This window comes from Stenotrophomonas sp. SMYL89 (assembly GCF_036319985.1).
Lineage (GTDB): Bacteria > Pseudomonadota > Gammaproteobacteria > Xanthomonadales > Xanthomonadaceae > Stenotrophomonas > Stenotrophomonas maltophilia_Q.
The window spans coordinates 99,322-118,907 of record NZ_JAWIRW010000008.1 but is presented as its reverse complement, the minus strand read 5'-3'; the positions used below and the strand labels follow the sequence as shown (position 1 = coordinate 118,907).

Sequence of the window (19,586 nt, the reverse complement as noted above, 5' to 3'; positions counted from 1 at the left end):
GCGTTGCACCATGGCCGGACAGGCCGCTCTGCTACCATCGGCGATTCAGTTCATCGCGTCCCCCACCTGCCCGCGATGGCGCCAAACAACGTAACGAAACACAGGAGTCTGCATGTCTTCCGAGCTGCTCAAGTCCCTTGGCCTGGACGCGATCAACGCTGGCACGTACCTGGGCAACGGGGAGTGGTCGAGCGCGACCAGCGGTGAGCTGATCACCCCGGTCAACCCGACCACCGGCGAGCCGATCGCGCAGGTCCGCGCGACCACCGAGGCCGAGTACGAGACCATCGTCGCCCGCGCCCAGGAAGCCTTCAAGGTCTGGCGCACCACGCCGGCGCCGCGTCGCGGTGAAGCCGTGCGCCTGTGCGGCGAAGCGCTGCGCAAGCACAAGGATGCGCTGGGCTCGCTGGTCGCCCTCGAAATGGGCAAGAGCAAGCCGGAAGGCGATGGCGAAGTGCAGGAGATGATCGACATCGCCGATTTCGCCGTGGGCCAGAGCCGCATGCTGTACGGCTACACCATGCATTCCGAGCGCCCCGGCCACCGCATGTACGAGCAGTACCACCCGCTGGGCCTGGTCGGCATCATCTCGGCCTTCAACTTCCCGGTCGCGGTGTGGAGCTGGAATTCGTTCCTGGCCGCCATCTGCGGCGACGTGTGCATCTGGAAGCCGTCCAACAAGACCCCGCTGACCGCCATTGCCTCGCTGAAAATCTGCAACGACGCCCTGCGCGAAGCCGGCTTCCCGGACATCTTCTTCCTGATCAACGACGCTGGTACCGCACTGTCTGAAAAGATGGTCGATGACCGTCGCGTGCCGCTGATCAGCTTCACCGGCTCGACCCAGGTCGGCCGCACCGTCAACGAGAAGGTTGCGCGCCGCCTCGGCCGCTGCCTGCTGGAACTGGGCGGCAACAACGCCATCATCCTGGACGAAACCGCCGACCTGAAGCTGGCCGTGCCGGGCATCGTGTTCGGCGCCGTCGGCACCGCCGGCCAGCGCTGCACCACCACCCGCCGCCTGATCGTGCACCGCTCGATCTACGCCGACGTGCTGGCCACCCTGGTCAAGGCCTACAAGCAGGTCGAAGGCAAGATCGGCGACCCGACCGATGCCGCCAACCTGATGGGCCCGCTGAACAGCGACGGTGCCGTGCAGCAGTTCCTCGATGCCATCGCCCAGGCCAAGGCTGCCGGCGGCACCATCGAAACCGGCGGCACCCGCATCGACCGCGCAGGCAACTTCGTGCTGCCGGCCATCGTCTCCGGCCTGAAGAACAGCGACGCCGTGGTCCAGCACGAGACCTTCGCGCCGATCCTGTACGTGATGCCGTACGACAGCATCGACGAAGCCATCGACATGCAGAACGGTGTGCCGCAGGGCCTGTCGTCCTCGATCTTCACCCAGAACCTGAAGACCGCCGAGAAGTTCCTGTCGGCGGCCGGCAGCGACTGCGGCATCGCCAACATCAACATCGGCACGTCCGGTGCGGAAATCGGTGGCGCCTTCGGTGGCGAGAAGGACACCGGTGGTGGCCGCGAGTCGGGTTCGGATGCGTGGAAGGTCTACATGCGCCGCCAGACCAACACCATCAACTATTCGGACTCGCTGCCGCTGGCCCAGGGCATCAAGTTCGATCTGTGATGCCTTCTGTAGTGCCAGGCCATGCTCGGCAGGATGCGCCATGAACACCTTTGGAAATGCAGCCGAGCATGGCTCGGCTCTACAAGGTCGCAAGCCGGTGATTGATTTCACCGGCCGCCGCGTGCTGATCGCCGGCGGCAGCAAGGGCATCGGTCGTGAAATGGCGCTGGCATTTGCCGGCGCCGGTGCACAGGTCTCGGTCTGCGCGCGTGGCCAGGCCGGCCTGGATGCCCTGCGTGCCGATGCGCAGGCACAGGGCACCCCGCTGCATACCGTCTCCGCCGATCTGGCCGACGTCGGCCAGATCCAGGCCTGGCTGCAGGCCGCGGCCGATGCACTCGGCGGCATCGATGTGCTGGTCAACAACGCCACCGGCTACGGCATGGCCGATGACGAAGATGGCTGGGCCGCCAGCCTGCAGATCGATCTGATGGCGGCGGTGCGGGCTTCGCGCCTGGCACAGCCGTGGCTGCGCGCATCCAGCGATGCCTGCATCCTCAACCTGTCCTCGATCGCCGCACAGCAGCCACGCCCCGGCGGCGCACCCTACGCCGCCGCCAAGGCCGCGCTGTCGCACTACACCACCTCGCAGGCACTGGCGCTGGCCAAGGACCGGATCCGGGTCAACGCCATCGCACCCGGTTCCATCGAATTCGACGATGGCCTGTGGGATCGCCGCCGCACCGAAGACCCCGCGCTGTACCACGGCACCGTGGCGAAGATCCCGTTCGGCCGCTTCGGCCATCCGCGCGAGATTGCCGACGCGGCCCTGTTCCTGTGCTCGCCGCTGGCGCGCTGGATCACCGGCCATGTGCTCAATGTGGACGGCGGCCAGGTGTTGATGGGCTGAATCTGTAGAGCCGAGCCCACGCTCGGCTAGCGCGCGAGGCGCGGTCGACACTGCATTGTCCAGGGTCCAGCCGAGCATGGGCTCGGCTCTACAGGGCGCTGCCCATGGGATTGCCCGGGCAGAGGCACTATCATGTGCACACTGCCAAGGAGGACCCCGATGAGCGTGGCACCCCGACAGACAAGCGCCCTGGCTGTAGTCAGCCTGGTCATGGGCATCGCCAGCTGGACCGTCCTGCCCTTCGTGGCCAGCATCGTGGCCATCGTCACCGGCCACATGGCCCGCGCCGAGATCCGCCGCCGCCCGCAGGAACTGGAAGGCGATGGCCTTGCCGTCACCGGTCTTGTGCTGGGCTGGGTGATGGTCGGCGCGGTAGTCGCCGCCATCCTGGTCTTCATCCTGTTCTTCGGCGGCCTGGCCTGGCTCGCCGCGATGTCGAACTGATCGCCATGACCGTTTCCGACAGCACTGAACGCTTCAGCAGTCGCGTCGCCGATTACGTCCGCTACCGGCCCGACTACCCGCCCGCCCTGCTGGAGTGGCTGCATGGCCCCATGGGCGTGGGCCACGAGGCCGTGGTCGCCGACATCGGCGCCGGCACCGGCATTTCCAGCCGCCTGTTCCTGGCCACCGGCCATCCGGTCATTGCGGTGGAACCGAACGCCGCCATGCGCGCTGCGTCCGAGCAGTGGCTGGCACCGCAGTACCCGCAGTTCAGCGCCATCGACGGCCGCGCCGAGGCCACCGGGCTGGACGCGGCCAGCGTTGACCTGGTCAGCGTCGCGCAGGCCTTCCACTGGTTCGATACCGTAGCGGTGCGCGCCGAATGGCAGCGCATCCTGCGCCCGGGTGGCCAGGCACTGATCTACTGGAACTCGCGCCTGCTCGATGCCAGCCCGTTCCTGGTCGGCTACGAACAGCTGCTGCTGGACTACGGCACCGACTACACCGCCGTGGCCGAGCGCTACCAGGACGACGCCACCATGCAGGCCTGGTTCGGCGCCGGGCTGCGCGGCATGGTGCAGCTGCCGAACGTGCAGTACCTGGATCTGGATGCCCTGCAAGGGCGCCTGCTGTCCTCCTCCTATGCCCCCCAACCCGGTCACCCGCGCCATGCGCCGATGATCGCCGCTCTGCAGGACCTGTTCGCCGCCCACGCGGTCGACGGCCAGGTTGCTTTTGAATATCGAACCCGAGCCTTCCTCGGCACGCTGGACTGAACCGACGCATGTATTCGCTTGCCCGCCCCTTCCTGTTCTCGCTCGACGCCGAGCGCGCCCACGGCCTCGGCCTGTCCGCAATGGACCTGGCCTATCGCACCGGCACCACGCCGCTGCTGGCCGCCCGCATCGCGCCGATGCCGAGCACCGTGTTCGGGCTGACGTTCCCCAATCCGGTCGGCCTCGCTGCTGGCCTGGACAAGAACGGCGAGCATATCGATGCGCTGTTCGCGCTGGGCTTCGGCTTCGTCGAAATCGGCACCATCACCCCGCGCCCGCAGGCCGGCAACCCGCAGCCGCGCCTGTTCCGCCTGCCGGAGCACAACGCGATCATCAACCGCATGGGCTTCAACAACGCGGGCGTGGATGCGCTGGTGCGCAATGTCGAACGCGCGCGCAACCGTCGCGGCCTGCTCGGCATCAACATCGGCAAGAACAAGGACACCCCCAACGAACAGGCCGTGGACGATTACATCGCCTGCCTGGACAAGGTGTATCCGCTGGCCGACTACATCACGGTCAACATCTCCTCGCCCAACACCGCCGGCCTGCGTGAGCTGCAGGAAGAGACCGCACTGCGCCAGCTGGTCAGCCAGCTGCGTGACCGCCAGGAAGCCCTGGCTGCGCAGCACGGTCGCCGCGTGCCGATGCTGGTGAAGGTGGCGCCGGACCTCAGTGAACGCGACATCGATGCCGCCGCGCGCGTGCTGGGCGAACTGCAGGTGGACGGCGTGATCGCCACCAACACCACCATCGACCACAGCAAAGTGGCCGGCGATCCGCTGGCCAACGAGGCCGGTGGCCTGTCCGGCGCGCCGGTGCTGGAGCAGTCCACGCTGGTGCTGCGCCGCCTGCGTTCGCGCCTGCCCGAATCGGTACCGCTGATCGGTGTCGGCGGCATCCTGTCCGGTGCCGATGCCGTGGCCAAGATGGCCGCCGGCGCCGCGCTGGTGCAGTGCTACAGCGGCCTGATCTTCCGTGGCCCCGCCCTGGTCTCCGAATGCGTGGAGGCGATCCGTCGCCGCCGCGAAGCGCCGAGCCGCGGCGCGGTGGCGCCGCTGTGAGCGCGCCCATGGACACCACCGATGCAGCCGCACCGCTGCGCTGGACGCTCACCCGCAATGCGCCCCTGCAGGCACTGAACACCTTCCATGTGCAGGCCAGCGCGGCACAGCTGCTGGAACTGCACGACGCTGCCCTGCTGCCGGAAGTGCTGGCGCTGCCCGAAGTGGCCAACGGCCCACTGCTGGTGCTGGGCAGCGGCAGCAACGTACTGATCGCCGAAGACCTGCCCGGCACCGTGCTGGTGTTCGGCAACCGCGACATCAGTTTCCTTGAACACCGCGCCGACCATGCGGTGATCCGCGCCGGCGCCGGTGTGCCCTGGCATGGCCTGGTGATGTGGTCGCTGCAGGAAGGCCTGTCCGGCCTGGAAAACCTGGCCCTGATTCCCGGCACCGCCGGTGCCGCGCCGATCCAGAACATCGGTGCCTATGGCGCGCAGGTTGGCGAATTCATCCAGGCCGTCGAGGCCTGGGACTGCCAGGAACAGGCCTGGGTGCGGCTGGACAACGAACAGTGTGGCTTCGCCTACCGCGACAGCGTGTTCAAGCAGCAGATGGACCGTTACCTGATCACTGCCATCGAGCTGAAGCTGCCATTGCTGCATGACCTGCGCATGGACTACGCCGGCATCCGCGAGGAACTGCAGGCACAGGGCGTGGAACTGCCGGGTGCGGTGGACGTAGCCAATGCGGTGATCGCGATCCGCCGCCGCAAGCTGCCCGACCCGGACGTGCTGGGCAATGCCGGCAGCTTCTTCAAGAACCCGGTGCTGCCGCTGGAACAGGTTGACGTGCTGCTGCAGCACTTCCCCGACCTGCCGGTGTTCCCGTCCGACCAGGACGGCAAGCGCAAGGTTTCGGCGGCCTGGATGATCGAGTCCTGCGGCTGGAAGGGTTTCCGCGAAGGCGATGCCGGCGTGGCCGCCAGCCACGCGCTGGTGCTGGTCAACCATGGCAACGCCAGCGGCGCTGAACTGCTGGTACTTGCACGCCGCATCTCGGCCTCGGTGCTGGAGAAGTTCGGCGTGCCGATCGAACCGGAGCCCCGCCTGCTCGGCGCCCAGTGGTGAACACCCCCGCCCTTTCCACAGGCGCCACTCCGATGCGGGCGGCGCTGCTGATGCTCGGCAGTACGATGGCGTTCGGCCTGATGGCGGTGGCGATCCGCTATGCCACGCGCTACGTGCCGACCCAGGAAGTAGCGTTCTTCCGCAACGCCTTCGGCCTGCTGGCCCTGTTGCCGATGCTGTTGCGCCCGGGCCATGCGCCGCTGAAGACCCAGCAGCTGCCGCGCTATTTCGTGCGCAGTGCGATCGGCCTCGGTTCGATGCTGTGCGCGTTCTGGGCGCTGGGCCACCTGCCTTTGGCGCAGGCGGTTTCGCTGTCGTATTCCACGCCGCTGTTCGTCACGATTGCCGCCGTGCTGTGGTTGGGGGAGACCGTGCGCGTGCGGCGCTGGGCTGCGGTCGTGGTCGGCTTCATCGGCGTGCTGGTGATCGTGCGGCCCGGTACCGCGGGCTTCACCGCGGGCAGCTTGGTGGCGGTGGCTGCCGCCGTGCTCAGCTCATTGGTGGCGATCCAGATCAAGCAGCTGACCCGCGTCGACAGCGCCGACACCGTGGTGCTCTACACCTACGTGTTCTGGGTACCCCTGTCGCTGGTGCCGGCCCTGTTCGTCTGGGTCTGGCCGACCGGCATCGCCTGGCTGTGGCTGCTGGCCACCGGCGTACTCGGCACTATCGGCCAGCTGCTGTGGACGCGGGCACTGCGGCTCGGTGAAGTCTCGGCACTGACCCCGATCAGCTTCCTGCAGCTGCCGCTGGTAACACTCTTCGGCTGGCTGTTGTTCAACGAAAGCGTGGATCGCTGGACGCTCATCGGCGCCAGCATCATCCTCGCCGCGAACGCCTACATCGCCCACCGCGAAGCGGTGTTGTCGCGGCGTGCCGCAAGTGCGGCGGCCTCGGCAGCGGCCAAGCCCGCAGAATGAAAACCACCTGCATGGACAACCCATGGGTCGTGCACGGACAGGCTGCGGGTAGAGTCGACTGTTAGTCGACTATCGCGCGCAGCGCGGGCATTGCTGGTTCATTCGAAGAGCAGTCGACTAACAGTCGACTCTACCCGGGCGATCCTGGCAACCCGGGGCGATCCTGGCAACGGCCCGGAACCTACGCCAGCGCGCGATACGCACGCTCCGCAGCATCGAACACATTGCCCGGCGCGAACTGTTCGCCCAGATAGTGCAGCGACTGCCGCCGCAATGGAGGCGAACGCTCCTCTCCATCGCTGCCCAGCAACACCTGCTGGAACTCGATCAGGTCCTGCAGGATGCGCCAGTGCCGGTACCACGCGATCCAGCGCGGGTCGCCGCGGTCGCTGCCATAGCCCTCCTCGAAGCCCAGCGGATTCTCACGCCCCCAGCGCCCGCCAACCGCGGCACCGATGAACATCAGGTCACGCTCACGCGGGGCCAGCGACAGGCCGTCCCAATCGATCAGGTGCAGGCCACCGTCATTGCCCATCAGCAGATTGCCGGCATGCAGATCGGTATGACACAGGTGCAGGTCAACCGGAACCTCCTGCAATGCCGCGTGCAGCTGCAGTGCCTGCGCGTGCAGCGCGGTGATGCGCGCATGCTGCCGGTCCCATACGGAAACGAATGCACGGCCCAGTCCATCCTTTGCAGCCGCAAGGCCCTCGCCGGCCAGCCACTGCCCAACGGTCTCAAGTGCCGCAGTTTCCAGCCGCGTGGTCGGAAGCGCACCCTGCAGTTCGGTCGGCAGCTGAGACGCGTGCAGGCGCCGCAGCACCTCGCCCAGGCGCCGCCACTGCCCATGGCTCAACGCCGCCTCGAACCCGGACTGGCCTTCGATGTAAGGGAACAGGGTGAACTGCAATCCCCAACGCTGCACCGACGCGCCACCGGTCAACGCCGGCCACGGGGCAACGATTTCATCGATGCCCAGCGTACCGCGCAGCCAGTGCAGGCTGTCCCATACCGCCGGATCAACCTGGTACGTGCGGCATTTCAGCCACCATTGCCCGTGGCGCGCGTCCACACGATACACGCTGGCATTGGCGTCGGCGCCCACCGGGCGCGGCACCACGGCGGTGGCGGTAATGCCATAGGATTGTTGCAGGACTTCGCCGAGATGCTGCGCCGAAGCGAATGACATGGATGCAAGCGGAAAGTAATACCTGCCGCCACTATCGCAGATGCGATCGCCGCGACACAGACATGTCCGTCACAACATCACCTCGGCGCGACCAAAGGACTAGCCCGCGATGCGCCGCATCATCGCTTCCAGCGGACCGCGTGCGAACCGCCACGACCACAGCCACGCCGCGCCTGTCGCCAGCATCAGGAACAACAGCGCCCACAGCAGCACCGACGCAAGCGAAGCACGCCCATCAAGCAGGCCAAGGCTTTCCAGTGTTCCCATGCCCAGCAGGATGTGGCCGACATAGAGCGTGAGGGTCATGCGCCCTGCCGCCGTGAACGGCTCCAGCCAGTCGCCCGGATGTACCCGTGCCAGCCACAGGCAGGCGGCGATGACACTGCAGGCCGCGCCCGCACCGGTAAGCACGTAGGCGGGGCCCGGCGGCATCGGTTGCGTACCCAGCCACGCCTGCCATGGCGTTCCCTGCGCAAGATGCTGCACGCCCTGGCCGGCACCGATCAACAGCACGCCCAGCACCAGCAGTGCACGCTGCACCCGCGGTTGCGACAACTGCAGCCGCGCCAGCAACATGCCCAGCAGGAAGAAGCACAGCCAGGGCAGCAGCGGATGGAAGCCATTGAACAGCAGGTTGCGCGCGGCACCTGGCCATTGCCAGAGGCCGGCGTACTCCAGCGTCTGCCAGTTCCATCCCTGGCTGTAGTCCCAGTGCAGCAGCGCCCAGAACGAACAGGCGGCAAGGCCAACAATGCTGGCCAGCAATACCTGCGGGGAGGCGCGCAGCCACACCACGGCCAGCGCGAAGTACACCGCGTAGTAATGCAGGATGTCGGCGGGGAACACGGTCAGATTGAGCAGGCCCAGCACCAGCAGGAACAGCGCGCGCCGCAAGGTCTGCACGCTGGCTGGCCACCATTGCTGCCGCTGCGTAGCCAGCACCAGGCCAAGACCGGCCAGGGTGACGAAGGTCGCCGACGCCTTGCCTTCCAGCAGATGGAAGAATCCCGCCAGCCAGCCCGCTTCTTCAGCGGGACCGGCCATCGCCAGGCGGAAGTTGACCAGCACCATGCCGGCCAAAGCCAGGTAGCGAGCCAGATCAAGGCCGTGCAATCGCCGGTCATCGGCGCTCATGCGCGTGCCCCGAGCAGCCGCGCGAGCAGGCCAAGATCCAGCGATGCCCCATCGGTGCCATCGGCTTCGCCCAGCCCCCGACGCAGTGCATCGCTTTCGATGGCATCCAGCAGCACCTGAGCCTGCAGTGCCGCTGCCAGCACGGGACGCCGCCGCTCGCGCTGAGCCACCTGCTGCAGGGCTTCGGCCAGCGTCGCCTGCAATTGCCTGCGATTGGCCGCAAATGCCTCGGCCACGGCTGGATTGCGTGCGCTCTCGGCCAGCACTTCGACGGCAAGCGCCGCCCATTCCGGCTGGCGGCACAGTGCGTGGAAGTCCTGAAGGAAAACCAGTACCTGTGCACGCTCGCCATTGGACGCGACCAGTCGCTGCAGCAACGGTGCCAGTTCTTCGCTCTCGGCCACCGCCACTGCGAGGATGATCGCTTCCTTGCCCGGAAAGTGGTTGTAGAGATTGCCCAGGCTGACGCCGGCCGCCTGCGCGATGTCACGCATGCTGGTCTGGTGAAATCCCTTTGCGAGGAAGCACTGCAGTGCCGCCTGCAGGATCAGGATCATGCGCTGCTCATTGCGGTCGATTCTGCTCATGTCACAAATAGTGAACGAACGTTCGTCCCTTTTGAAGAGGGTAGCCCGGCCACCACCGGGCTTCGTTCAGGCAGCCTTGACCTCAACCGCTGTTGAGGCCCGATGCTGCCCGCCCTGCCCAACGCTCAACCCGGAGCTGCTGCATGCCACGGATGATCTCCACCCTGCTCGACAGCCGCGCGCTGTGGTTCCTCGCCCGCCTGCTGTTGGCCGTGGTGTTCCTGTCCTCGGGCCTGGCCAAACTGATGGCGTGGGACAACAGCGTCGCCGAGATGCAGGCGGCCGGGCTGCACCCACCTGCGCCGTTCAACATCGCCAGCGCCATGGTGCTGCTGGGCGGCTCACTGTGCCTGCTGCTCGATCGCCTGCTGTGGCTGGGCAGCGGCGCACTTGCGGTGTTCATGCTGTTGACCATCGTCATCGTGCACACCTTCTGGGCCAAGCAAGGTGCAGAACAGCAACTGGCCCTGTTCTTCGCGCTGGAACACCTGAGCGTGGTGGGTGGCCTGATCTGCGCAGCCATCGCCAGCCGTGCGCGGTCTCAGAAGAACTCGTCAAGCAACCGATAGAATGCAAGCCGCCGCTCATCAGGGACCGCACCGTAGCGCCGGAACAGCGTGGCGACACAGCGGGTCTCACCGGAATTGTGGACCAGGCTGCGCGCGGCCAGGGCCAGGTCCTGATAGCGGTCGGCCACGCCCAACCGGCCACAATCGATGAAGCCGGTGAACCGCCCATCGGCCACCATCAGGTTGGGCAGGCAGGCATCGCCATGACTGACCACCAGGTCTTCATGAGCGGGCCGGGTAGCGCGCAGCTCGGCGAAAACCTGCTGCGGGCTCTGGCCCAGCCGCTCGTCGTCGAAGTCATCGGCATCGACCAGCCCCGCCTCGACGCGTGCCTGTGCGGCCTGCAGGCGCGATGCCAACCGCTGGTCGAACGGGCAGTTGGCTACAGGCACGGCATGCAGGCCACGCAGTGCGTCAGCCAGCAGTTCTGCCACCTGCCTCGGCGCGAGCTCCGGCGAGGAGGCCAGGTCGCGGCCGGGCAGCGCGCTCATCAACAACCAGCGCCGACCGCCCTCCTCGGTCGTGGCAATCACCGTCGGCGCCGACTGCCCCTGCGCCTGCAGCCAACGCAGCCGGGCGATCTCATCACCCAGTTCACTGAAGGCATCGATCACTTCCGATTTCAGGAAGGCATCCGCCTGGCCCGATCGATGGACGCGGGCGACGTCGGCACGCGACACACCGATCGACTGCCGTTCGATGTATGCATCGGTCAGCATTTCCTGCCATGCCTGCGGCAGCTGCATCCCGCAGGGGACCGCTTCGTTTTCGTCCATGTGCATTCAACGACCCAGGCAGGTGGATGGCACTGCCGATTGTCGCGCACCCTGCCGGTTCGCGCCCATCCCTGCAAAGGTGCGCCTGGCGTGGCACCGTGCTGAACGGAATGAGTACGCCGACGCGCACGCAATGGACGAATTGCCGCGCGCCGTCCACAGTAGCCGGCCCCGTACAGGCAGCAGCGGCCGCTGCAACTCCCAACGACAAGGAAGCAGCATGAAGTTGATGGTCATCGGCGCCAGCAGGGGCTTGGGGCGGGCATTCGTTGAAGGCCTGTGCCAACCCGGCGATACCGTTGTCGGCGTCTCCCGCAGTCGCCCGCGCGACATCCAATGCCCTGCGGGCGTCACCCTACAGTGGATCGAAGCCGACCTGGCCCAACCAACCCTGGCCGCCGACCATATCGCGACGCAGGCACCAGCCGATATCGACGTGCTGATCCACAATCTGGGCATCTGGGAAGCGAACGCCTTCAGCGACGATTACGCCTTCCTCGATGAATCCGACAGTGCCCTCGCACAGCTGATCGACGTCAACGTCACCGCCACCCTGATGCTGCTGCGCCGCCTGCTGCCTCGCGTGCTGCAGGCATCGCGCCCGCAACTGGTGCTGACCGGCTCAACCTCGGCCCTGCCACGCAGCGGCCGCCCGGAAGTGGCGTTCGGCGCTTCGAAATTCGCACTCAACGGCATCGCCGACGCATTGCGCGAAGGCTTCCGTGATCGACGCCTGGCGGTGACCAGCCTGCAGCTGGGTTATCTCAATACCGACGATGCACTGTCGGTTCCCGTGGCAGCGGCGGCAGCGCGCGGCGATGGCGAACTGGTGCCGGTGCACGACGTGGTGACCATGGTGCGTGCGCTGCTGCAGCTGTCGCCGTCCGGCTTCGTACGTGAACTGGTACTGCCCGCCATCGCCGACCCGCGCTACTGACCCCAGGGGCAGCGCAGCGCACTCGCGGTGGCCGCACAGGCGGACGTGGTTTACCCTGCTCCTCACTGGCCGTCGGTCACAGGCGGGAACCTGCTATGGATGCGCTTTCACGGGTTGCGGCCCAGGTCCTGGACAGCGCCCTGCCCAGCCTGCCGCTGTACCTGCTGCAGGCCACGGCGGTGATCGGCATGATCGGCGTGCTGCTGATCGCCACCCGTCGCGCCGGCCACGCCATTGAAGGCCGCCGCCTGTACGTAGGCGTAGCGCTGGGCCTGATCTACCTGTTCAACTCGTGGTTCGTGGCCCGCTATACGCAAGGGGTGGTCAAGCTCCATCTGGGCTTCGACATCCTGCTGGTCAGTGGCCTGCTTGGCGGCTGGCGCGGCGGCCTGGCCTGCCTCGGCGCCAGCCTGCTGGCCCGCTACCAGTTCGCAGGCACGCTGTACTTCCTGCCTGCTGGCCTGGAGGCCGCACTGCAGATGTTGGCAGGCGTCTGGCTGCGCAGGCGCCTGCACCCGCGCATGCTCAATGAACTCTCGCTGCGCATGATCCTGCAGGCCTGGGGCGTACGCATCGCCGTCACCGCGTTCGGCCTGGCCCTGGGCGTGGCGATCATCGGCGCCGACCTGCTGCCGGTGGAAGAGCTGGCGATCCAGCGCCTGCTGGCGCTGCCGCTGTCACTGCTGATGCTGGGCGCGGTGTTCGCACTGGTCTACAACGATGCGCAGATCGACGTGCAGCGCCAACGCGAACAGGCCTGGCTGCGTATCGATCCGATCAGTGGCCTGCCCAACATGCGCGCGCTCGGCGAACGCCTGCAGCACTTCTGGCGCGACAACGACGGCATCGGCAAGGCCTGCCTGATCGTGGCCGAGATGGGCAACCTGCGCGATCTGCGCCTGCGCTATGGTCCTCTGCAGGACAACGGCCTGTGGCAGCGCGACACCACCGACGAGGTGCATCGGTTGCTGCCCGCGCTGCCGACCGGACAGCTGGAGATCCATCAGTTCGGCGACGCCGCGCTGGCGATCCTGGTACGCGACCTGACCCTGCCCGAACTGCGCACGCAACCACAGATCACCGAGCTGGCCAGCAACCTGGCTGACCGGGTCGGCCGTGACTGGCCGGGCTTCCGCCCGTTGTTCCGCTGCGCGGTGGTGGAGCTCAAGCCCCCAACCCCTGAAGACGACGGCCACCTGCCGTTCCGCGCGATCACCCTGGCACTCAGCGCGATCGAATCGGGCGTGGTGTTCTTTGATGACCCGATCCAGCGCGACAGCGAGATCGACGCCCTGATCGAGAGCTCACTCGAACGCTGGTTGCAGCAGGGGGATGCGCCGCTGTGCTACCAGCCCAAGCATCGCCTGCAGGATCGCCGGCTGGTCGGCGCCGAAGCACTGCTGCGCATGCGCGATACCGAGGGCAGGATGATCGCACCGATGCGCGTGATCTCCCTGCTGCGTCGGCATGGGCGGTTGGCCGAACTGGAATGGGCCACGCTGCAGTCGGCCATCCATTTCCTGCAGCAGTGCCGGCGTGATGCCACAGCATTGACCGTTGCCGTCAACGTTTCCGCCGAGTCCCTGCGCCAGCCCGGCTTTGGCCAGCGCCTGCAGGAACTGCTGCAGCTGCACGATGTGCCTGGTGAGATGCTGCGCCTGGAGATTGTCGAATGGACCGAGATCGTCGAGCGCGACGTGGTCGATGCCAACATCGCGCAGTTGCTGGCGGCCGAGGTCACCTTGTCGCTGGATGATTTCGGCGCCGGCTATTCAACCCTGATCCTGCTTTCGCAGCTGGCCATTGCCGAGGTCAAGATCGAACAGGCGCTGATCGCCACGCTGTCCGACGCCAAGTCGCAGTCGATCGTGCGCTTCATCGTCGAAGTCGCGCACCGCTGCGGTGCGGTTGTCGTGGCCGAGGGCACCGAGACCCTGGCGCAGGAACAACAACTACGTGCACTTGGCGTGGATGTCGGCCAGGGCTATCTGTACTCGGCAGCGCTGCCGGCCGACGAGTTCCGCCGTTTCGCCGCCAACTAGACTGCGTAGAAGCCCAGGAACATCGCCACCGCCGACTCGGCCACGCGTGCACGCTCATGCGCATTCAACGGCGCCTGCCCCATCGTCACCTGCGGCCAGAACGCGAAGCTCTTCACCAGGCCGTGCAGCTGGTGGCCAGCAAATTCCGGATCAACCTCGCGCAGCCGGCCATCGGCGATGGCCGCGCGGATCCAGGCACTCTCGCCGCTTTCCTTCTCGCCCATGCGACAGACGATGGCCTGCGCGCGCTCCGGCGAATGGATGATCTCGGCCATCGCCACCCGCGCCAGATCGATGAAGTTGGCATCGCTGAGCAGTTCCAGCTTCTGCCCTACCAACTGCAGCAGCTGCGCCTGCAGCGTCTGGTCAGGCCGGTACGGCAACGTATCACTGGCTACGCTGCGTTCCCACAGCTCCTCCAGGATCATCGAGAACAGCGCTTCCTTGCTCGGGAAGTGGTTGTAGACGGTGCGCTTGGAGACCCCGGCCACCTCGGCGATGCGGTCCATGCTGGTCGCCTCGTAGCCCGAGGCACGGAACTCCTCCACCGCCGCGCGCACGATGGCTTCGCGTTTGCGGTCGGTCAGGCGTTGCGGGGCACGGGGCATGGCGGAAACCGGATAGCTGAACGGACACCGACATTTTACACCCGTCAGTGTACTTTTCAATAAACGGAAACTACACTGTGCAGTGTACTCAGCGGACGTCACCCATGAAGCGCCTGCTCCTTGTCCTCCTGCTTGGAATCCTCGCCGTGACCGCCTACACCTTCTGCAAGTCCTGGTCCCTCCCCGACTTCCCCGACTCGCCGCAGTACCGCGACGGCAAGTTCCGCAACGCCCTGCCGAAGCCGGCAATGGGCCTGCGCGACGGCCTGGAGATCTGGTGGACCTTCCTGTTCAACAAGCCCAAGGGCACCGTGCCCAATCATCCGATCCCGGTGCAGCCGCTGGACCGTGCCACGCTGGACGCTGCGCCGGACCGCAGCCTGTTCCGCATCGGCCATTCCACGATCCTGTTGAAGCTTCGCGGCCAGTACTGGCTGACCGACCCGGTGTTTTCCGAGCGCGCCTCGCCGGTCCAGTGGATGGGACCGGCCCGCTTCCATGCGCCGCCGATCAGCATCGACGAGCTGCCGCCGATTGCCGGCGTGATCCTCTCGCACAACCACTACGACCACCTCGACCACGCCGCCGTGATGCAGTTGGCCGGCAAGACCGCGCGCTTCATCGCACCGCTCGGCGTGGGTGACCAGCTGATCGCCTGGGGCGTGGACGCCGCCAAGGTCGAACAGCTGGACTGGTGGCAATCCACCGAAGCCAACGGCCTGCGCCTGACCGCCACCCCGGGCCAGCACTTCTCCGGCCGCGGCTTGGGCGACAGCGACCGCAGCCTGTGGGCGTCGTGGGTGATCCAGGACGACGACTTCCGCATCTTCTTCAGCGGCGACACCGGCTACTTCGACGGCTTCAAGGCCATCGGCGAGAAGTACGGCCCGTTCGACCTGACCATGATCGAGACCGGCGCCTATGATCCGCGCTGGGCGTTCGTGCACATGCAGCCGGAACAGACCCTGCAGGCGCACCTGGACCTGCGCGGCAAGTGGCTGCTGCCGATCCACAACGGCACCTTCGACCTGGCCCTGCACGAGTGGCAGCAGCCGTTCGAGCGCATCACCGCATTGGCGGCCGCGAAGAACGTGCCGGTGGCTACGCCGATGATGGGCGAAGCGCTGGACATGCAGGCGCCGCAGGCGGGTACGCGCTGGTGGGAGACGGTGGAGTTGTAACCGGCGTGACGGGGCGTCATGTATCCCAAGGCCCTGTAGAGCCGAGCCATGCTCGGCTGCTTCTGAAACGTGTTCAGTGGAAGTCAAGCAGGCTCAGCTCTGGCGAAACTGCAGGTAGAGACGCTGGCAGCATTGCTGACATCAGAATGCACCGCTATCAACTCGGCTTCCGGGAGCGCCTTCTGGACCTGCGCGCATGTGTCACGCGCGACATCGTTTGCGGCCGTTCCCTCTCGCCAGAATCGCAACGCCAAGATGCCCGGCAAACCGCTGCCCAGCAATGCATCGTCACATCCCGACTCTGCAAGACATCGCTCAAATGCACTGAGATCTTCTCCGGTATCGGGCACCCGATACATCAGCGTGAAGCTGAATTCCATCATCAATCCATTTCAGACCTGAGGTCGCTATCAATCAGCGTATGACCTAGCCGGCAGGCGTCCAGAGCCACATGCGTCAGTCCCATCGATGAATCGTGACTCAAGCCCACGAAGGAGGCGACCGGGGATCATCCGCAACCTATTGCAGCGCGTCATGTAACCGATTACATACCTTGCTAGCGTAGCGCTCGCCCGATACCGGTCGAACCTGCGAGGCTGTCCGTAATGACGTTGCGCGCCGAACGCTCCAAGGTCTCCCGCTCAGCCTTCCCGTGGCAATCTGCCGCCACCCTGCTGTTGGCCGCCCTCGCCGCTGCCGCACAGGCACAGACCCTTCCCCCCCGCAGTCAATGGCAGGCCAGCAGTTCCTCGCAGCAGGTGCCGGCGATGGCGATCAGCCACCTGATCGACGGCGACCCGAAGACCGTCACCGGCGGCGCCTTCAGCCCCGGCCACTGGTTCCAGATCGACCTGGGCGCGCCCACCCTGCTGGCCGGCGCGCGCCTCACCTGGGATGTCTCCAATCCGGAAGGCTATTCACTGCAGACCTCGCTGGATGGCACGCAGTGGCAGACCGCGTACACCATGGCCGATTCGCTGGGCGACGTTGAAACGCTGTACTTCGCACCACGCCAGGCACGCTACCTGCGGCTGGCCAGTCCACGGCGCACCTCCGACTGGGGCGTGTCGATCTTCGAGATGGAGCCACTGGACAGCACACTCAGCGCGCGCATCGGCGGTGTCGATGCGACGCAGGCAGCCGCACTCTGGCAAGGCGGCAGTCCGGTCGCCTTGCCGACCGGGAAAGGTGGCAGCCACACGCTCGACATCACGCTGCCGCGCACGCAATCCACGGCTGGCCTGGCAGTGGAATGGGCCGACGGCGCGCGCGGTGCGGCCCGCCTGCAGGCACAGGACGCCCAAGGCCGCTGGCAGGAACTGGCCCACGATGCGCAGGCGGCAGATCACAAGCAGAGCTGGCTCGCCGCCGATACCGCGCAATCCGTGCGTGCATTCCGCCTGAGCGTGGAGGGTCCTGCACCAACGGTGGCACGCCTGCGCCTGCTCGGGCCGAAGGCGGTGATGACGCCGATGAAGCAGTACCAGATTGCCGCCAGCGGTGCGCAACGCGCGTTGTTCCCGGCCTCGCTGCAGATGCAGCAGACCTACTGGACCGCTGTTGGGGTGCATGCCGGGCGACAGAAATCGATCTTCGACGAGTACGGCAACCTGGAAGCGTTCAAGGGCGCGCCGCTGGTGCAGCCGATCTGGCGCAGCGCCAGTGGGAGCACTGCAGGTGCCGCCGGGCAGAACGTGCAGCATGCTTTGCGTGATGGCTGGAAGCCGATGCCCTCCGCCACCTGGTCGCCGCAGCCTGGGCTGGAACTGCGCAGCGAAGTGTTCGCCATCGAACGTGATGGCCAGCCGGTAACGTTCTTGCGGCATCGCCTGCACAACACGGGCAGCGCCAGGATCGAAGGCACGCTCAGCCTGGTCGTGCGCCCGATGCAGATGAATCCGCCGTGGCAGAACGGTGGCCTGTCGCCGATCCGCGACGTTGCTGTAGACCGTCAGGCCGTGCGCATCAATGGCCGCACGTTGTTGTATTCGCTCACGCCGGTATGGGCGTCTGGTGCGGCGCCCTTCGGCAAGGAGGGGGCCACGGAAATCACCTCGGCCCTCGCCGTTGGGAAGCTGCCTTCCACCCAGCAGGCACGCGATGAGCAGGGTCTTGCCGCCGCCGCTATGGACTACCGTATCTCGCTGGATCCGGGTGCCAGTGATGCCGTCGTGGTTGCCTTCCCGCTGGGTACTGCCGCCGCCGATACCAAGGGTGTGCTGCCCGAGGCACCACCGCTCGATCTGGCCTCGCTGCCGCGCGACGCCAACACGGCATTCGACACCCTGGCCACACAGGCCTCTGCGGACTGGCAGGCACGGCTGGGCCAGGTCGGCCTGCGCCTGCCCGATCCCTCACTGGTGGACATGCTGCGCGCGCAGGCCGCCTACATGCTGATCAACCAGACCGGCCCAGCCATGCAGCCTGGCCCGCGCAACTACAACCGTTCCTTCATCCGCGACGGCATGGCCACCTCGGCGGTGCTGCTGCGCATGGGCGAAGCCCGCGTAGCGCGTGACTACCTGGCCTGGTACAGCAAACACGGAGTGCATGCCAACGGCCTGGTCTCGCCCATCCTCAACGACGATGGCAGCGTCAATACCGGCTTCGGCTCGGACATCGAGTACGACAGCCAGGGCCAGTACGTCGCGCTGGTGGCCGATGTCGCGCGCCTCGACGGCGGGCCCGGGTCGGTGCGTGCCTATCTGCCGAAAGTGAAGGCGGCGCTGCGTTTTCTGCAGGAACTGCGCGAGCGCACGCTGGTGCCCGGCTACATGGCCGACCAGCCAGCGCCGGAGCGCTTCGCCGGCATTCTTGCGCCATCGATCAGCCACGAGGGCTATCCCTCGCCCACCCACAGCTACTGGGATGACTACTGGGGACTGAAGGGCTGGCACGACGGCGCGTGGCTGGCTGAATCGCTGGGCGACCACGAGACTGCGATGTGGGCACGGGAACAGTACAAACTGCTTTACGACGCGCTGCACGCCTCGATCCGGGCGACGATGGCGTGGAAGGGCATCGACTTCATTCCCTCCTCGGCCGACCTGGGCGATGGCGATCCCACCGGGGTATCGATCGCGCTGGATCCGACCGGCGCACAGAGCGTGCTGCCCGCCGAAGCGCTGCGCACCACCTTCGCCCGCTATCTCGATGACGTGCGCAAGCGCAGCCAGCCCGGCGCGCTGTACGCCTACACGCCATACGAGATCCGCAACGTGCTGAGCTACGTGCACCTTGGCCAGCCACAGGTGGCCGACGAGCTGCTGCAGGGGCTTCTGCACGATCGGCGCCCGCTTGAGTGGCAGGTGCTGGCCGAAGTGGTGCATTCGCGGCTGCGGTTCCCGCGCTATCTCGGCGATATGCCCCATACCTGGATCGGCGCCGAGTACGGCCGCACGCTGTTCGGCATGCTGATGCGCGAAGACGATGATGCGCTGTCGCTGCTGCCAGGCACGCCGCCGTCGTGGGTGGCGGGCGATGGCTTGGCGGTGGAACGCCTGCCGACCGCGTATGGCACGTTGCAGATGCAGGCGCGGCAGCGCGACGGCGTGCTGACGGTGGCGCTTGGCGAGGGGCTGCGCAACGGGACGGCGGTGAAGGTCTGGTGGCCGGCGCGCACGATGCCGAAAACGGTGCGTGTGGATGGACGTAGCGTTTCCGACTTCGATGCCGAGGGTGTGCGGTTGGCGAAGCCCTTCAAGACGCTGGAGGCGCGTTGGTAGAGCAGCCGAGCATGGCTCGGCTCTACAGAAGGCAGATTCCGCCAGTAGATCCACGCCATGCGTGGATGC

Annotated in this window: 18 protein-coding genes; 12 read left to right on the top strand and 6 right to left on the bottom strand. The window is 66.6% G+C overall.

The features are described from left to right. Positions 1-112 precede the first annotated feature (112 nt). The 7 genes from V3B41_RS12095 to V3B41_RS12065 all read left to right on the top strand — a co-directional run bounded on the left by V3B41_RS12095 (position 113) and on the right by V3B41_RS12065 (position 6,769). On the top strand, positions 113-1,645 hold the full coding sequence (locus V3B41_RS12095; protein WP_329861218.1) for an aldehyde dehydrogenase family protein: 1,533 nt from the start codon (positions 113-115) through the stop codon (positions 1,643-1,645). A 40-nt stretch (positions 1,646-1,685) separates the two neighbouring features. Further along, positions 1,686-2,495, top strand: a complete 810-nt coding sequence (locus V3B41_RS12090) for an SDR family oxidoreductase (RefSeq protein WP_329861216.1) — start codon at positions 1,686-1,688, stop codon at positions 2,493-2,495. Between the two features lie 159 nt (positions 2,496-2,654). After that, positions 2,655-2,939: a DUF4190 domain-containing protein gene (locus V3B41_RS12085; protein ID WP_049431031.1), complete on the top strand. Its 285-nt coding sequence runs from the start codon at positions 2,655-2,657 to the stop codon at positions 2,937-2,939. A 5-nt stretch (positions 2,940-2,944) separates the two neighbouring features. Beyond that, positions 2,945-3,715, top strand: coding sequence for a class I SAM-dependent methyltransferase (locus tag V3B41_RS12080; protein ID WP_329861214.1), 771 nt, complete (start codon positions 2,945-2,947; stop codon positions 3,713-3,715). 8 nt (positions 3,716-3,723) lie between these two features. After that, positions 3,724-4,779 (top strand): quinone-dependent dihydroorotate dehydrogenase, encoded by a 1,056-nt coding sequence (locus V3B41_RS12075; RefSeq protein WP_049431038.1) that lies wholly within the window; start codon positions 3,724-3,726, stop codon positions 4,777-4,779. An 8-nt stretch (positions 4,780-4,787) separates the two neighbouring features. Continuing rightward, positions 4,788-5,849, top strand: a complete 1,062-nt coding sequence (murB, locus tag V3B41_RS12070; RefSeq protein ID WP_329861211.1) for a UDP-N-acetylmuramate dehydrogenase — start codon at positions 4,788-4,790, stop codon at positions 5,847-5,849. A 32-nt stretch (positions 5,850-5,881) separates the two neighbouring features. Beyond that, the gene (locus tag V3B41_RS12065) at positions 5,882-6,769 is read left to right on the top strand and encodes a DMT family transporter (protein WP_049431043.1); all 888 of its coding nucleotides are present in this window, start codon (positions 5,882-5,884) and stop codon (positions 6,767-6,769) included. Positions 6,770-6,950: 181 nt separating this feature from the next. On the opposite strand, the gene V3B41_RS12060 is transcribed toward V3B41_RS12065, so the two are convergent. The 3 genes from V3B41_RS12060 to V3B41_RS12050 form a co-directional block, all read right to left on the bottom strand. Then, positions 6,951-7,958, bottom strand: a complete 1,008-nt coding sequence (locus V3B41_RS12060; protein ID WP_100443601.1) for an aminoglycoside phosphotransferase family protein — start codon at positions 7,956-7,958, stop codon at positions 6,951-6,953. A gap of 99 nt (positions 7,959-8,057) precedes the next feature. After that, a complete protein-coding gene (locus V3B41_RS12055) occupies positions 8,058-9,092 on the bottom strand; it encodes a heparan-alpha-glucosaminide N-acetyltransferase domain-containing protein (RefSeq protein ID WP_049430701.1) in 1,035 nt (344 codons plus the stop codon). Further along, on the bottom strand, positions 9,089-9,679 hold the full coding sequence (locus V3B41_RS12050) for a TetR/AcrR family transcriptional regulator (protein ID WP_049430703.1): 591 nt from the start codon (positions 9,677-9,679) through the stop codon (positions 9,089-9,091). Before V3B41_RS12050 ends, V3B41_RS12055 begins: the two co-directional genes overlap by 4 nt. Before the next feature lie 143 nt (positions 9,680-9,822). On the opposite strand from V3B41_RS12050, the gene V3B41_RS12045 reads away from it, so the two are divergent. Further along, on the top strand, positions 9,823-10,248 hold the full coding sequence (locus tag V3B41_RS12045; protein ID WP_329861207.1) for a DoxX family protein: 426 nt from the start codon (positions 9,823-9,825) through the stop codon (positions 10,246-10,248). On the opposite strand, the gene V3B41_RS12040 is transcribed toward V3B41_RS12045, so the two are convergent. Next, on the bottom strand, positions 10,221-11,024 hold the full coding sequence (locus V3B41_RS12040; RefSeq protein WP_049430707.1) for an APH(3')-II family aminoglycoside O-phosphotransferase: 804 nt from the start codon (positions 11,022-11,024) through the stop codon (positions 10,221-10,223). The genes V3B41_RS12045 and V3B41_RS12040 overlap by 28 nt on opposite strands. A 220-nt stretch (positions 11,025-11,244) precedes the next feature. Here V3B41_RS12040 and V3B41_RS12035 point away from each other — a divergent pair, with 220 nt between their 5' ends. Continuing rightward, positions 11,245-11,961 (top strand): SDR family oxidoreductase, encoded by a 717-nt coding sequence (locus V3B41_RS12035; RefSeq protein WP_197619566.1) that lies wholly within the window; start codon positions 11,245-11,247, stop codon positions 11,959-11,961. 95 nt (positions 11,962-12,056) lie between these two features. Further along, positions 12,057-14,003, top strand: a complete 1,947-nt coding sequence (locus V3B41_RS12030) for an EAL domain-containing protein (RefSeq protein WP_049430711.1) — start codon at positions 12,057-12,059, stop codon at positions 14,001-14,003. Here V3B41_RS12030 and V3B41_RS12025 read toward each other — a convergent pair. Then, a complete protein-coding gene (locus V3B41_RS12025; RefSeq protein ID WP_049430713.1) occupies positions 14,000-14,611 on the bottom strand; it encodes a TetR/AcrR family transcriptional regulator in 612 nt (203 codons plus the stop codon). The genes V3B41_RS12030 and V3B41_RS12025 overlap by 4 nt on opposite strands. Positions 14,612-14,715: 104 nt before the next feature. Between V3B41_RS12025 and V3B41_RS12020 the strand changes: the two genes are divergently transcribed. Next, positions 14,716-15,792 carry an MBL fold metallo-hydrolase gene (locus tag V3B41_RS12020; RefSeq protein ID WP_329861203.1) on the top strand — a complete coding sequence of 359 codons (1,077 nt, stop codon included), beginning with the start codon at positions 14,716-14,718 and terminating at the stop codon, positions 15,790-15,792. Between the two features lie 83 nt (positions 15,793-15,875). Here the strand turns inward: V3B41_RS12020 and V3B41_RS12015 are convergent, their stop codons facing one another. Then, positions 15,876-16,172 carry a hypothetical protein gene (locus V3B41_RS12015; RefSeq protein ID WP_197632274.1) on the bottom strand — a complete coding sequence of 99 codons (297 nt, stop codon included), beginning with the start codon at positions 16,170-16,172 and terminating at the stop codon, positions 15,876-15,878. Positions 16,173-16,397: 225 nt separating this feature from the next. On the opposite strand from V3B41_RS12015, the gene V3B41_RS12010 reads away from it, so the two are divergent. Further along, positions 16,398-19,517: a discoidin domain-containing protein gene (locus tag V3B41_RS12010; protein WP_329861200.1), complete on the top strand. Its 3,120-nt coding sequence runs from the start codon at positions 16,398-16,400 to the stop codon at positions 19,515-19,517. Positions 19,518-19,586: the final 69 nt, after the last annotated feature.

Coding starts and splice junctions, on each gene's coding strand:
- V3B41_RS12095 (WP_329861218.1), top strand. CDS start 113: ATGTCTTCCGAGCTGCTCAAGTCCCTTGGCCTGGACGCGATCAACGCT.
- V3B41_RS12090 (WP_329861216.1), top strand. CDS start 1,686: ATGAACACCTTTGGAAATGCAGCCGAGCATGGCTCGGCTCTACAAGGT.
- V3B41_RS12085 (WP_049431031.1), top strand. CDS start 2,655: ATGAGCGTGGCACCCCGACAGACAAGCGCCCTGGCTGTAGTCAGCCTG.
- V3B41_RS12080 (WP_329861214.1), top strand. CDS start 2,945: ATGACCGTTTCCGACAGCACTGAACGCTTCAGCAGTCGCGTCGCCGAT.
- V3B41_RS12075 (WP_049431038.1), top strand. CDS start 3,724: ATGTATTCGCTTGCCCGCCCCTTCCTGTTCTCGCTCGACGCCGAGCGC.
- murB (WP_329861211.1), top strand. CDS start 4,788: ATGGACACCACCGATGCAGCCGCACCGCTGCGCTGGACGCTCACCCGC.
- V3B41_RS12065 (WP_049431043.1), top strand. CDS start 5,882: ATGCGGGCGGCGCTGCTGATGCTCGGCAGTACGATGGCGTTCGGCCTG.
- V3B41_RS12060 (WP_100443601.1), bottom strand. CDS start 7,958: ATGTCATTCGCTTCGGCGCAGCATCTCGGCGAAGTCCTGCAACAATCC.
- V3B41_RS12055 (WP_049430701.1), bottom strand. CDS start 9,092: ATGAGCGCCGATGACCGGCGATTGCACGGCCTTGATCTGGCTCGCTAC.
- V3B41_RS12050 (WP_049430703.1), bottom strand. CDS start 9,679: ATGAGCAGAATCGACCGCAATGAGCAGCGCATGATCCTGATCCTGCAG.
- V3B41_RS12045 (WP_329861207.1), top strand. CDS start 9,823: ATGCCACGGATGATCTCCACCCTGCTCGACAGCCGCGCGCTGTGGTTC.
- V3B41_RS12040 (WP_049430707.1), bottom strand. CDS start 11,024: ATGGACGAAAACGAAGCGGTCCCCTGCGGGATGCAGCTGCCGCAGGCA.
- V3B41_RS12035 (WP_197619566.1), top strand. CDS start 11,245: ATGAAGTTGATGGTCATCGGCGCCAGCAGGGGCTTGGGGCGGGCATTC.
- V3B41_RS12030 (WP_049430711.1), top strand. CDS start 12,057: ATGGATGCGCTTTCACGGGTTGCGGCCCAGGTCCTGGACAGCGCCCTG.
- V3B41_RS12025 (WP_049430713.1), bottom strand. CDS start 14,611: ATGCCCCGTGCCCCGCAACGCCTGACCGACCGCAAACGCGAAGCCATC.
- V3B41_RS12020 (WP_329861203.1), top strand. CDS start 14,716: ATGAAGCGCCTGCTCCTTGTCCTCCTGCTTGGAATCCTCGCCGTGACC.
- V3B41_RS12015 (WP_197632274.1), bottom strand. CDS start 16,172: ATGGAATTCAGCTTCACGCTGATGTATCGGGTGCCCGATACCGGAGAA.
- V3B41_RS12010 (WP_329861200.1), top strand. CDS start 16,398: ATGACGTTGCGCGCCGAACGCTCCAAGGTCTCCCGCTCAGCCTTCCCG.